The organism is Pedobacter hiemivivus (assembly GCF_004331685.1).
Taxonomy (GTDB): Bacteria; Bacteroidota; Bacteroidia; order Sphingobacteriales; family Sphingobacteriaceae; genus Pedobacter; species Pedobacter hiemivivus.
The window spans coordinates 42,028-57,283 of record NZ_SJSM01000018.1 but is presented as its reverse complement, the minus strand read 5'-3'; the positions used below and the strand labels follow the sequence as shown (position 1 = coordinate 57,283).

The 15,256-nt window shown below is 40.9% G+C and carries 5 protein-coding genes; 4 read left to right on the top strand and 1 reads right to left on the bottom strand.

Annotation, left to right across the window (positions count from 1 at the left end):
* The first annotated feature begins 313 nt into the window (after positions 1 to 313).
* The 3 genes from EZ444_RS20865 (at position 314) to EZ444_RS20855 (ending at position 2,955) form a co-directional block, all read left to right on the top strand.
* Positions 314 to 730 carry a hypothetical protein gene (locus EZ444_RS20865; RefSeq protein WP_131611090.1) on the top strand — a complete coding sequence of 139 codons (417 nt, stop codon included), beginning with the start codon at positions 314 to 316 and terminating at the stop codon, positions 728 to 730.
* A gap of 52 nt (positions 731 to 782) precedes the next feature.
* A complete protein-coding gene (locus EZ444_RS20860; protein ID WP_090782695.1) occupies positions 783 to 1,220 on the top strand; it encodes an RrF2 family transcriptional regulator in 438 nt (145 codons plus the stop codon).
* Positions 1,221 to 1,359: 139 nt separating this feature from the next.
* A complete protein-coding gene (locus EZ444_RS20855; RefSeq protein ID WP_131611089.1) occupies positions 1,360 to 2,955 on the top strand; it encodes a S8 family peptidase in 1,596 nt (531 codons plus the stop codon).
* 54 nt (positions 2,956 to 3,009) lie between these two features.
* Here the strand turns inward: EZ444_RS20855 and EZ444_RS20850 are convergent, their stop codons facing one another.
* Positions 3,010 to 5,556: an NACHT domain-containing protein gene (locus EZ444_RS20850; RefSeq protein WP_205945317.1), complete on the bottom strand. Its 2,547-nt coding sequence runs from the start codon at positions 5,554 to 5,556 to the stop codon at positions 3,010 to 3,012.
* Between the two features lie 303 nt (positions 5,557 to 5,859).
* On the opposite strand from EZ444_RS20850, the gene EZ444_RS20845 reads away from it, so the two are divergent.
* On the top strand, positions 5,860 to 15,249 hold the full coding sequence (locus EZ444_RS20845) for an Ig-like domain-containing protein (RefSeq protein ID WP_131611088.1): 9,390 nt from the start codon (positions 5,860 to 5,862) through the stop codon (positions 15,247 to 15,249).
* Positions 15,250 to 15,256 lie beyond the last annotated feature (7 nt).

Below are 15,256 nucleotides of genomic sequence, written 5' to 3'. Positions count from 1 at the left end.
TGGTTTGTTTTTGTGCGTTCGAAGTTGTGGAGTTCCTCCCCAATGTGTTGCGGACTGAACCAGGGAGCCTACTATAGGCCTATGGTACTCCTTATCCTGTCCTAGCCCTGAGCAAGGGTTCCCGAAGGATTCCCAATTGCCTTTCGGCTTTTTACGATACTATTTTAATTTTGAAAGAAGGTCATATTTTGATACTCCACAATGTTTTATTTGGTATTAATGGGTTTATGCCGCGCTTTCAACCAAATTTCAGATCACTAAAGGTTTACCATTAATTATCTAACGAGGTTTGCTTAAACAAATTAGGAAAAACATGAGCGAAGAAACAGCAGGAAAAAGATTCAACAAGGCAGATTTTGACAAGGTTGAAAGATTTATTGTAAAAGTACGGGTTGCAGAAGTTGGCAATTTAAGCCCAAAGGAGATGAGCGAATTTCGGGAAAAGTTAAAAATGCGAGGGGAAGACCATAGCGTCATGGACGTTATGAGGGAGGAAGCGATTGAAAGGGGGATTGAAATAGGACTTGGTGAGGGCATCGATAGAGGGATTATAAAGGGCCGTGTGGAAGGGCTTACGATGGGGCTTGAAGACGGTATTAAAATAGGAATCGGAAGGGGGCGTGATGAGGAACGTAGAAAACTGGCGATTAAATTAAAAGCCGAAAATGTTTCTTTAAGTATTATCTCCAGGACTACTGGGCTCACTATAGAAGAATTAACGTCTTTATAGCCGGAAATGAAAATCTATACAAATACATAAATCTTTTCTTAGCTTTGCTGTTATGCTGTCTAAGAAAACGAAATATGCAATAAAGGCACTGGTTGCTCTTGGCAAGAATAGGGAGAACCCTCCTATGCAAATAGTGCGGTTGGCAGAACAAGAGATGATACCCCGGAAATTTCTGGAGCAAATTCTACTTGATATGCGTAATGCTGGTTATTTATATAGTAAGAAGGGTGCAGGGGGTGGATATAGCTTGAATAAAGATCCAAAAGATATTTATCTGGCAGATATACTTCGTATTACTGATGGACCAATAGCAATGGTTCCTTGTGCCAGTTTAAAGTTTTACCGTAAGTGTGATGAATGTCATGATGAGGTGACTTGTGGCATCAGAAAAACATTTATTGATGTAAGGGATGCTACCTTAAAAGTACTTGCCCAAACAAGCATTGCTGATGTGATTGCCAGAGAAACTGACGATACGATCGTGAGCTAAATAGGTTTGTTAACCAAGAATCCATATGATTTTTAAAACCAGGACTCGTCCTGGTTTTTTGTTTTCAGGTGAGATTGACTTATAATACGTTACCGCGTAGGTCCTAAATTTAGTTAACTTTGTCAAAATTTTGAAAACTATGAATAAGATTAACAAGAATTTTTTCTGTAGTAGTGGAATGGGAGTGGTTTTATTGGCAGCGATGCCTTTTATGTCATTTGCTCAGAAACCTAACTGGCAGAACCTAGATTTAAAAGCAGATTCTACATTCGGTATAAGCACAGAAAAGGCTTATAATGAATTATTAAAAGGTAAAAAATCAGTACCAGTTATAGTTGCAGTTCTTGATGGTGGAGTAGAAGCCGTACATGAAGATTTAAAGCCTATTGTTTGGGTAAATAAAAAAGAAAAAGCTGGCAATGGCAAGGATGATGACAAAAATGGTTACATCGATGATATCCATGGCTGGAACTTTATAGGCTCATCAAAAGGTTCTGTTAATTATGAGACCTTAGAGTTGACGCGTTTGGTGAGAAGAGACAATGCTAAATTTGCCAATGCAGATGCTACTTCAGTAAAAGCAAATGAACTAGCTGCTTTTGAAGCTTATCAAAAAAATAAAGCGGAATTGGATCAGGAGTTAGCTGAGGCTAAAACTGGATATGAGCGCTTTGGAGGAATCAAAAATGCAATTGATGCAGTAGTAAAGAAAATCGGTAAAGAAAATCCTACACGTGAAGATTTTCAGGCTTTTAAACCTGAAAATGATATGGAAACTAATATTCAACGTATCATGCTTGCTCAATTAAAAAACAGCAGTTTTGATGATTTTTATAAGACTCAGATCGTACCGGGTTACGACCACTATAAAAACCAGGTTGAGTATAACCTGAATGTTGATTATGATCCACGTGGTATTGTTGGTGATGATCCTAATAACAGCAAAGAACGTTTTTATGGTAACAATGATATAGCTGGACCAGATGCCAGACATGGATCTCATGTTGCTGGTATTATTGGCGCTGTACGCAACAATGATTTAGGTATCAAAGGTGTGGCCGATAATGTGGTTATTATGGGGGTTAGGTGTACGCCAAATGGTGATGAGCGCGATAAAGATGTTGCAAACGCGATCCGTTATGCTGCTGATAATGGTGCTAAAGTAATCAACATGAGTTTTGGTAAAGGATTTTCATGGGATAAAGCAATCGTTGATGAGGCGGTTAAATATGCAGTAGCTAAAGATGTATTGCTTGTTCATGCTGCAGGTAATGACAATAAAGATCTTGAAGTAGAGAATAACTTCCCGAATCCGGATTATATCGGCGGTGGTAAAGCTAGCTCATGGATTACTGTTGGCGCATCGAGCTGGACAAATGATGGTAAGATAAAAGCTAATTTTTCTAACTATGGTAAAACGAAAGTTGATGTTTTTGCACCTGGTGTAGACATTAACTCATCTGTACCTGGATCGAAATATGAAAAATTAAGTGGTACAAGTATGGCTTCTCCTGTAGTTGCAGGCTTAGCTGGATTGATTCGCTCTTACTATCCTAAATTAACTGCTGTACAGGTAAAAGATATTATTATGAAATCAGTAGTTAAAGTTGGTCAGTCTGTAGAAGTTAAAACAGAAACAGATACGAAGACTATTCCTTTTGCAGATCTATGTATTACTGGTGGTATTGTAAATGCGTATGATGCATTGAAATTAGCTGCTGAGTACAAGAAATAAGCATTGTTTTGCGAACAAGAAAGCCATTGATAGCAATATCAGTGGCTTTCTTATTTAATGGTGATTGAAGTCGGTGTGTTCTCTGGGTAGGGGGAGAATTTTGCGGGAAAATTTGTTCTCATCTATGAACGTAAGTCGTTCATATTTACATTCATTAATTCTATCTATACTGTTTAAATCTGAAAAGATAGCGATTAGCAAATTGTACATTTCTATACAGTTGTAATTTAAATGATGGGTTTTAAAGAGATCTATACAGCCCTCACAATAATCGCGGGCTAGCAGATATTCGCCTCTATTTCTAAGTTGATGTGCTTGTGCCATTTTTAAAATGGCTGCTGAATATTGTGTGACTTTATAACGGTGTTTGTTTTCATGAACAACGCCAAGAATTCTGATCAATTGTTCTGTTTTCTTGCCAGGGGTTATTCGCGACCGCGATATGGCAAGCATATTCATGATAAAGATGGTAAATGCAGATCTCCGGGTAAATTCTTTCGGGTGTAATTTGATGATGGTATTTATCATTTTAATTGCCCCTTGATCCGACCCATAAAATAAATTGAGTACTAGCGCCATCAAGTAAACAATCCCCTGCTGAGTATTGAGGGCTTTGCTGTCCTTTAAAAATGGATACGATAAGTTTTCTATCTGAACCGAAAGCTGGCTATTGCTAATGTTCTTGTTGGTAATTTTTGCATGAACGAGTTGGATAACTTCAAAAGGGTCTACCACCCAGTCTGATGGCCCCAGGTCTTGTATTTTTTCCATTCTCGCATTGATTCTGGCTTCATCCAGACTCAGTATATCCATAACAGCAAGGAGCGATTGATAGACTAAAGTATGCTCCTCAGCATCCGAAATCTCAACCAATACTTCCAGTGCTTCTTTGAAGCTTGTGTCTATAAAATCAAAGTTGATCAGCTGCTCAACAATTTTATCGTGCAGCTTGTGTTCCTTAATGAGGTGATTTGTGTCAGCGCTATATTTAGATCTGTACTTTAAGTTTTCTGCAATAAAAAGGATTAAATAATTGTGTTCAAGATCGTTTAGTGGCAAATCAAACACATATCTGAGCGATTTTAAGTCGCCTATTCTAATGATGAAGCGAATAGCCCATTGCAACAGTTGGAAGCGGGCGCTGTTATTTTGATGTTCATTCTGGATGTATTGGAAAAAATCTTCCTCTACTCGTAAATTGAATTTTTCCAGAATCTCAATGAACAGGAAATATTCAAATGTATGCGCGTGAATGAAACGAACAAATTCTCGCGGATGATAATCCTCATATTGTTTTTCTTCTATCAAGATACCATCGGAAAGGAGTTCCATGTAGGCGTTCTTGAATGCTGATAATTCTGCAATCAGATTGTCTTTCGGGACATTCGCCCCATTTTTGCCAAAATCGGTGAGTTGAATTACCTTTTTTAGGAAAAGGATTTTCTCTGTATAATAGTTGGAACGGTATATGTTTTCTTGGATAAACCTGGAAATCAGTTCGTGGAAAGTGATGTTTGTAGAATAATTGAAACAAGGGTCTTCTTGTTTTAACTGATAATACAGCTGGATATGGAATGGTAATTTTAGTTGGGCCTTGAGTTTTGGGTTGATTTCCGTTACCGCCTTGCCATCAATTTTAGAAACAATCAGATCTACTTCTTTTTCCGTTAATGGTGGAACGTTAGAAATCTCACTTACATTAAAGTAGTTACCCGCAAACCATTTCGATTTTAAATAAGCTGAATGTCTGATCAATTCGTAAAAGCGAATCCAATAAGTAGAGCGCATGCTCATCACCAATTTAATGCATTCAATGTCTTCTATTGCACAGATGAAATTGATGAGGCTATCAAAAAGTTGTTTCTTTAAATCCTTTTTAAGGGTAAGTTCTGAAAAACCATCTATAAAAATAACAAACTTACTCTTTGTATTCTTGTAGTTCTCCTGAATGAAGTTAATAAGACTTTCTTTTTTGGGAATATTGAGTAAGGTTTTTAGTTGATCCTCAAAATTTAGATTAGGATTTTCAGCATTAAAGAAGTTATATGCCTGCAAAAACAATATCGAGGAATCGTAGAAAGCAGTATTGGGGTTATGGAAGAATTTTTCTGCCAGATGGCACATTAAGATTGTTTTTCCGTAGCCTGGTTGTGAAACGAATGCAGTGAAGCTATAGCTACTTTTAAGAAACTCTTCAAAATCATGTTCGGCAAATTTTCTACTGATGGTCAATTCATAGGGCATACCCACACGATTTTTGATTCCCTTGAGTGTGAAATCGCTGACTTTGGATACCCTGTATCTAATGTCTCCCCAGGTTGCAGGGGGGGCACCGGGCTGAAGACTAATCGCAATTGGCCAGCTGTCTAAAATTTCTCCGCTAACATATTCAGTTAGCGTAGCTATAGTGAATTTTGAGAAGTTGTGTTTGACGGCAGCAAATCCAAATAACCGTTTAATGGTTGTTTCGCTGACATGCTTATTCAATGCTCTACTGATTTCAATCGATATCCTTTTGCAATCAGCAGGTGTCGCTGTCCTAATTCCTGTTTTGATTAGAATTAAACCTTTAAGTTCATTTAAGATAGATGTTTCATCCATACACTTTATAAGTGAGCGTTAAAAATATAACAAAACGAATATAACGCAATAATAAGAATAATGAACAGGCTTTTATTTTCGGAAAAAAGAAGAATAAAAAAAATGAATACTTCAAAAACCTATCCAACAGGGCTTTAGTGATGTTTTTTTGACGAAAGATGGAGCTGTTTATTCATATAATGAACAAAATGAACGCAATGAAGCCTTCACCCTGCTTTAAATGAACAAGACGAATAGAGGCAAAAAGGGGACGTATATCTACAATTGTACACAGTAAACATAATTCATCTCAATCACTCTCCTATGAAAAGGACCTCTACCTTATTTAACCTGCTGAAAAAGTATCTCTTCTTCGTTAGTTTTCTTAGTATAACGCTCATAACTTCTAAATCGTATAGCCAGACTAGGATTTATGCGGATAATGTGGTGGCCAGCCCTAATGCACAATCGTCGGTAGTGGGTTGTGGTTTTCTGGGGCTTGGACCATGCTTTAATGCGGTTACTGTAACTAATCCTGACAATGCGAAAAATAATAGTGAAACTAGTTTTGCAAGGGTAAACTCCAGTGCTGGCGTAGCCCTTGATATTGGTGCTTATCAAGGAGAGTTGGAACTAAAGTTTCCAACTACCGTTGCTGCAGGCAAAACGGCTTATATTCGAATCAATGTAAATAATCCTGATCTCTTAAATTCGTTGCTAGGAGGTAGTTTGGGTAATTTACTAGCTGATGTGGTTGGAACAGTTGTACTTGGAGACCGGTATTTTCAAGCTGGGGCCAGAATGGGAACGGGGAGTGGTAATAATGTGATTTCTGCAAATAGTTCTAACCCATTTGCTACAGATAATGTCAAAATTATCAAAGATGTTAATGGCTATTTCTATATTGCCATTACGCCTCAAATGCCTTATGATCGCGTTTATGTAAAAGATTTTACCAAAGCTATTTTGGGGCTTGGTGCCAGCAGTTATACAGATGTTTATTATGCTTTTCATGGTGAGGGTACTGATCCATGTGCACAGGGCTTTGCCACCTCTTTCGAGGGGAGTGGTATAACATTAGACGCTTTGAAGCTGGGCCAGGCCGGAGTAACTAATATGGAAAGGGTCATTGATGCTGATAAAACTAATTTCTCTCAATTAAGTCTGGGTGTTGTGGGGTTAGGATCCGAGGTCAGTCAGGTGATTTATTTTGAAACCCTTTCTAAGACTACAGACGAGTTTAATGTAAAAATTCAAGCCGATAAAGCGTTGTTGGATGTGGGACTCTCAAACAATATTAAGCTAACGGCTTATAAGGGCTCAACGTCGGTTTACGAGAACAACTTAAATACTACGCTGAATTTGGATTTATTAGGTCTGTTGAAGACCGGAGTTCCTGTTCCGATTCCTTTTGCACCGGGAGTTGAATTTGATAGAGTAAAAGTGACTTTTTCTTCATTCGCAGCGGTTGGTTTAACGCAAACTTTTAAATTATACTCCGTTACACGTTCGGCGGCACGTCCAACGTTTGTAGATCCCGCATCGAATGCCGTTACAGCTTGCTATGGGACAGCTGCTAATTTAAAAGCAACAACATTACCTACAAATGAATTACGATGGTACGATGACCCTATAGCTGGTAATTTGTTGACTCCAAATGCTGACGGTTCTTACACCACTCCTGCATTAACGGCTAGTAAAACTTACTATGTTGCTGCAAGAACCATTGGCTGTACCGAAGAATCAGTAAGGGTGCCGGTAGTGGTGACTGTAAATCCGCAGGTAAATTTTGTAACCACGGTATTGAGTAATGCAACGCTAACTACACCTTACTTTAAGCAGATCACTGCCGCTACCGGTGGAACACCTGCATTTACTTATGCCTTGGCACAAGGTAGTACCCCGCTGCCAGCCGGTTTAACATTGGCTACCAGTGGCGCTATAGCGGGGACCCCAACAGCTTCGGGTGTTTTCCCATTCTCTATTACCGCAACAGATAGTAAAGGTTGCCTGGCAACTGCCGCTTTTAGCTTAACGGTAAACGTTGCTTTGTCTATTGATACAAAGTTATTGCCTAATGGAACGGTTGACATACCTTACCCACCACAAACAATTCCAGCAGCTACTGGTGGAACAGGTCCATATACTTATGCGGCTCCTGTGGGCTCTTTGCCTCCAGGGTTAAACTTTGATCCGTTAACGAGGGTAATATCAGGCACACCTACAGTAAAAGGCACTTATGAGATTCCTGTAACGGTTACCGATGTAAACGGAAATACCATTATACAAAAATATACGATAGTGGTAAGAGATCCATTGGTATTGGCTACGGTGCCACTTTCGAATGGAACAGTGAATGTAGTCTATCCAACTCAAACGATCCCATCGGCTACTGGTGGAAGTGGTGCTTATACCTATAGTATAACAACTGGAGTATTGCCTACTGGATTAACATTCGATCCGATTACCCGCGAAATAAAAGGTACACCGACCTCCCAAGCGGGAACATACCCGATCCAGATTACTGTTGCCGACACGGAAGGAAAAACAACGATAGCTAATTATAGCATTCTGGTAAAAGATCCATTGTTACTACCGACGAAGTCATTGCCAGATGGAACAGTGGGTGTTGCTTATGCGACTCAAACGCTTACTGGTGCTACAGGCGGAGTAGGGCCTTACACTTATCTAGGTAGCAACTTTCCTCCGGGCTTAACATTTAACCCTGCAACACTTCAGGTTTCAGGAACGCCAACGGCTTCGGGCTCCTATATTGCAACTGTGAAGGTAACTGATGCGGATGGGACGGTTGCCAATCAAACTTACACGATAAAAGTAAACGGAGAACTTACACTTCCATCGGCTATCTTGCCAAATGGATTGGTGGGTACGGTTTATCCAACTCAGGTTTTGCCTGCTGTTAGTGGAGGTACATCTCCATATACTTATACGGCAATTGGTACGCCTCCCGGGGTAAACTTTGATCCTGTTACCCGAGAAATTAAAGGAACACCATTATCCGGTGGTACTTTTACGGTAACTGTAACGGCAAAAGATATAAATAATCTGAGCACAACTACAGATTACACCATCGTTGTGGGGGTAAGTGCTCCTATTGTAAATGGAGTAACTACTTGTAGTGGAACTCCAGCAACATTATCTGTATCCAGTCCACAAACGGGGGTTAATTATAACTGGTATGGCCCTACGGGAAATACACCGTTATTTACAGGTACAACTTATACTACAGGTCCTTTAAATTCCAGCACAACTTTTTATGTAGAAGCTATTTCTGGCACTGCTGTAAGCAGTCGGACAGCTGTAAATGTAACGATTAATGCCGCTCCAGACCCTGCTACTGTAATTACTGCAAATGAGAATATCAGTACAGGTCAGACTGCAACGCTATTGGTTAGTTCAACTGGTGGTAGTATTGTAAAATGGTATACAGCAGCAACAGGGGGCGCGGCATTCTTCACAGGAACCAACTATACTACACCGGCTTTAGCTGCTACCACCAGCTATTTTGTGGAAACAGAAAGTGCATTAGGTTGTGTGAGCGCAACTAGATCCGAGGTTAAAGTTACAGTAACCAATTTACCAGTAAACGCTAAGTGTAATGCTGCTACTAGTCAGCAATCTGGTGTTGATGGTATTTGTCTCCTATGCGGAGTGGTTGATCCGGGCGCTTCAACAGATGCAGATCCAAATACTTTTACTAAAATTAATTTGGTGGTTGGTGCTGGTGCATCAGGTTATCAACGATTAATATTTGCTGCTCCAGGTACGGCTACTGACAGTGTTCGTTTAGATATCGCTACACCGGTAGGTCTAACTGATGTGGCCGTATTAGGAAATATTACGATTACTTTATTTAATGGCAATACCATGGTTGGTACTGCACATGCTTTAAATGAAACACAAATTAGTCTTCAGTTACTAACAGGAAACCGATTTAAAGCGACCTTCGTCGCAGGCGGGGTATATGATCGTGTCGAGATACGCTTTGGGGCTTTGGTTTCTGCCTTGAGTAATTTAAGTATTTACGGGGCAGAGATCGTTTATCCTAATCCAACGGTTTCTGCTACTGGCAGAACAATTTGTGCCGGCAGCGCGACTACCTTAAATGCAACTGCAAATGGTGGTACCACATTAAAATGGTTTGCTTCATCATCAGGAGGTACTGCACTTGCTACAGGAGCAACCTTTACAACCCCTACAATCTTAACAGTAAACACTACTTTTTATATTGAAGTGAGTAAAAATGGTTGTGCAAATACAGACAGGGTACCAGTTACGGTTATTGTAACTACTCCACCTGATGCTCCGGTATTGGCAAATTCAGACGCAGTATGCGCTGGGTCGGCAGCCGTATTGTCTGTTAGCAATCCCCTGATAGGAGCAACTTACAAATGGTACACCTTAGAAGTAGGAGGAACACCAGTATTTGAAGGACCAGTATTTAACGCGGGTATATTAAATGCTACAACTACCTATTATGTCGAAGCTGCTATTGGAAGCTGTTCAAGTGCAACTCGTACTATGGCAGTGGTTACTGTAAACCCACTTCCGGCTTTGCCACAAGTTCAGGCCTCGGCTACAACGGTAAGTCCGGGACAAACAGCGATACTTAATGCGTCATCACCTGAAGCCAATATTATATTTCACTGGTACAGTTCAGCAACTAATACTACACCTTTGCACACCGGCCCTACATACGTAACCGCTCCATTAATGGTTACAACTACCTATTACCTTGAAGCTGCGTCGACTGTAACTGGTTGTGCAGCTTCTAGCCGTGTGCAGGTTACCATTAATGTAGATAATAATGGGCTACCGAATCCGGTACCATGTGAAGGGGCTGTAACCCAAACGAACGGGGTGGACGGTCTTGGGCTATTGGCAGGGGTATTTAACCCTGAACTTGCCGTTGATGCCGACACTAAAACAGGATCATCATTAGTACTGCCGGTAGGTTTACTGGGAGGCTCAGTTTATCAGCGTGCTGCGTTCACTGGACTTTCACATACAGGTGATACCGTACGTGTTCAATTGTCGACACCAGGTAAATTACTTTCATTAGGACTTTTAGGGGGAATTACGCTGACTACTTATAATAATGGTGTAAGTAATAATGATCCATTGTTATTGACCAATAATTTGGTAGATATGCAATTATTAAGTGGAAATACAGAGGCCCTACTCACTTTTGTTCCGGCCACTCCATTTGATCAGGTAGAAGTCCGCTTAAATGCCGGCGTGGCAACAGCGCTCACAACGGTTGATTTAAACTATGCACAACGTATTACCAAAGCACCAGAAGTAGCCTCGGCGAATGTTGCTGGTTGTGCAACACAACCATTAGCCTTATCAGTGCTTAATCCTCAAGTAGGACTTACCTATAAATGGTATGATGGAACAGGAGCCCTTGTTTTTACAGGAAATCCTTATAACACACCTAATCTTACGGTAAATACCAAGTATTATGTCTCAGCGGCTAATGCTTCAGGATGTGAAAGCTACAAAACTTTAATTAATATAAGTGTAAACCCTAAACCTGCGACACCAGAATTAGAAACACCGATTGTAAATACCTGTGCTGGTAATACTGTGATTTTGAAGGTTAAAAATCCAATTACTGGCCTCACTTATAAATGGTACAATAGTACTAATACCTACCTTGCCCAGGATGGGACGTCGTTAACGATACCTGCTGTTTTGGCAACAACAACTTATTCTGTAGAAGCTGTAAATAGTTGTAATGTAGCTTCTGACAGAGCAACAGCGACGATTAATGTTGGGTCATTAGATATACCAGTGATTACTCCGCCTTCTGTTACAGTAAGGGTTGGGGTGCAAGCTGTTTTAACTGCAACATCCAGCACTGCCGGTGTTACATTTAAATGGTACGATACTCCCGGAGGCTTGATACCGTTGTTTACCGGTACAACCTTTATCGCAGATGCTCAACTGGTGGCGGGTTCGAAAACTTATTATGTTGAAGCTACAGCGCCTTCGGGCTGTAGCGCCCCAACAAGAGCGTTGGTTACTGTAACGGCTTTTGATGGACCTGTATCACCTGTTCCTTGCGAAGGTGCAAGTGCACAAACTAAGGGAACTACTGGCATAGTACTGCTTACTGATGTATACAATTCAGGATTGGCGATTGATCAGGATGCAGCAACGGCATCATCTCTGGTGATACCAGTTGGCTTAGCGGGATCTGTTTACCAACGTTTAGGTTTTAACGGTTTATCTAATGTAGGTGATACTGTTAGGGTATTGCTTACTTCGCCAAGTAAAATACTTTCATTGGCAATTTTACCATCACTTGAGCTTACATCTTATAATAATGGGACGAGTAATGGTGATGCAACCGTGATTTCCAATTCATCGATCAATCTTCAACTTTTGAGTAATGGTTCTCAGGCTTTGTTAACTTTTGTGCCAACCTTGCCATTTGATGCTATTGAAGTAAAATTAAATTCAGGACTTTTAGGGGCCTTTACCTCCATAGACGTGAATTATGCGCAGCGTATAATGATTGCTCCAAATGTATTGGCGCCATCTGCAGCTGCGTGTCAGGGATCGGCGGCAGTATTGTCTGTCACCAATCCTCAGCCTAACGTAACCTATAAATGGTACCAGGGAACTACATTCATGGCGGATGGCAACACCTACTCAACGCCTACAACATTGACTGCGGGTACTTATGATTTCTTTGTTACTGCCGCAAGAAATGGATGTGAAAGCAAAAGGGTAAAAGTAGTGGTGACCATATTGCCTTTGCCATTGACTCCTGTTGCGGATGTGCTTAGTCCGGTAACGACTTGTATCAATACACCTGTTACTTTAAGCGTACAAGCTGTAAATGGGGTAGCATTTAACTGGTTTGATGCTGCGGTTGGCGGAAACCAATTGGTAGCAAATAATAAGGATTACCTCAGTTCAGCAAATTTAGCCGTGGGTACTTATGACTATTTTGTTGAAGCCGTTAATGCAAATAGCTGTACTAACTCAGCCAGATTAAAAATTACGCTTATTGTTAGGCCTAATGCATTGGCAACTGATATTATTGTTAGTGATCAAACCATTTGTTCGGGTAATACAGCAATATTAGTAGCAACTGCTCCAACTGTTACTGGTGCTACATTTAAATGGTATAAGGATCCGGCTTTAAAGGATGTTCCGTTTGATGGGGCTAGCTTTACTACCGATGCGTTAACGGTAACCACCAAATACTACGTCATTGTAAATGGACCAAATACCTGTGCTAATGATGCTTCATCCGCTAAAATTGTTACCGTAACGGTAAATAAGAATTCGGTAGCATCAGATATTGTAGTAGCAGATAAAGCCATCTGTGCAGGTTCTACCGCTACTTTAAATGCAGCCAGTACAACAGTAACTACTCCGGTATTTAGATGGTACAAAACTCAGGCATTAACCGATGTACCTTTTGTAGGAGCTTCGTTTACTACAGATGCACTTACTACAACCACTAAGTATTACGTAACTGTAAGTGGTGATGGTACTTGTGCAAACACCGCTGCTTCTGCTAAAATTGTTACGGTTACAGTAAATCGCAACGCTATAGAAGCCGACATTATTGCGGCCGATAAAGCTACTTGTTCAGGTACTGCGGTAGTTTTGACCGTTACAAGCGCGATAAACAATCCAGTATTTAGCTGGTATCGCAATGCTGCCCTCACTGATCTGGCTGCAAGAAGCAGTACATTTACTACATCAGCATTAACGGCTACCACCAAATACTATGTTACCGTAAGTGGAACTGATGTTTGCGCGAATGATCCCGCAAATGCTAAAGTAGTAACGGTAACGGTAAATCGAAATGGCCTGGCTTCAGATATTACCCTTGCAGATAAAACCATTTGCTCGGGAACTACAGCAATACTTAACGCAAGCAGCGCAGTGCTTTTACCCGTATTTAAATGGTATCGCGATGCTTCGCTAACTGATCTTGCATTTGAAGGACCGACCTTTACTACGCCTGCGCTTACCCTAACCACCAAATATTATGTAACGGTTAGCGGAACTGGTGTTTGTGCCAATGATATGGCCTCAGCAAAAGTAGTTACAGTTACTGTAACTCGAAATGGAGAGGTTAAGGATATCATTTCAGCTGATCAAACCATTTGCTCGGGACAAACGGCATCTCTTACTGTAAGCAGTGGTACTGTAAATAACGCTGTATTTACCTGGTACCGTGATGCCGCATTGACCGATGTAGCCTTTAGGGGGGCAAATGTAATTACACCTATTTTGACTACGACTACCAGGTATTACGTTACGGTGAGCGGGGATGGGGTTTGTGAAAATGTACCTGGTTCGGCTAAAGTGGTGACGGTAACGGTTAATCCAGTGCCAAATGTACCAATCATTGGTCCAGCAAATCCAACAGCTTGTTCTGGTGATGCTGTGATATTAACCGTTCAAAATCCGCAAGCTGGAGTTACTTACGAATGGTATACTGCTGCATCGAATGGAACTTTATTGCATACCGGTATTTCGTATACCACTGATCCACTTAATGGGAATGTTGATTACTATCTAAAGGCTACCAACGCGTCAAATTGTGGTAGTGTTAATGGTATGGTTAAAATAACCGTTGTCGTAACAAATAGGCCACAGGCACCTTCGGTACCTTTGGGCACTGTAAATACTTGTATTGGAAGTGGGGCTACTTTATCCGTATCCAATGCGGTAGCCGGTGTTACTTACAATTGGTATGCTACAGCGCTTAGTACTACTATATTAGGTTCTGGAACGACGTTTACTACACTGCCAGCCACTGCTACCACTACAACTTATTATGTAGAAGCTAAATCAGGAAACTGTACAAGCTCATCGCGTACACCAGTAGTTGTCAATGCAGGCGCACTTCCAAATCCTCCTGCAACAGTTTCGGGCGCTGGTAGTCCGGTATGTCCAGGTAGTACGACGGTGTTGACGGTTAATAACCCAGATCCTGCAGTTAAATATGCATGGTTTAACGTTCAAACTGGTGGTGCATCACTAGCAGAAGGAAATAGCTTTACTGTACCAGCATTGTCTGCAACAACAACTTACTATGTAGGTAGTATTAATTTGCTCAGCGGTTGTTCAAGTAGTACACGCACTGGGGTAACCATTACAGTATTAACTAAGCTTGCTGCACCGGTGGTATCTGTACAGGTTGCAACAGCAACTAGTATCAACTTTGCCTGGATTGCGGTACCTGGAGCTACGGCCTACGAGGTTTCTACAGATGCAGGCTTAACATGGACGGCTCCAAGTTCGGGGCCGGCTGGAACTTCACACCTGATTGCGGGCTTAAACCCAGACCAGCAAGTGACGATACGGGTAAGGGCAAAAGGTCAACTGGATTGTCAGCTAAGCGATGCAACCACCTTTACCGGAAAGGCTGAGAATCCTTTGGGCAACGAGATGTTTATTCCGAACACATTTACGCCAAATAACGATGGTAAAAATGATATCCTGTATGTCTACGGAAATACCATTGCTAAATTAAAACTGCGTGTGTACAACCAATGGGGACAATTCTTGTACGAATCATTATCCATTCAGAATGGTTGGGACGGTACTTATAAGGGCACTTTACAACCAAATGGAGTATACGTGTATTATCTGGACGCTGACTTTAATGACGGCACAAAAGCAACTAAAAAAGGAACAATAACACTATTGAGATAAAAATGTA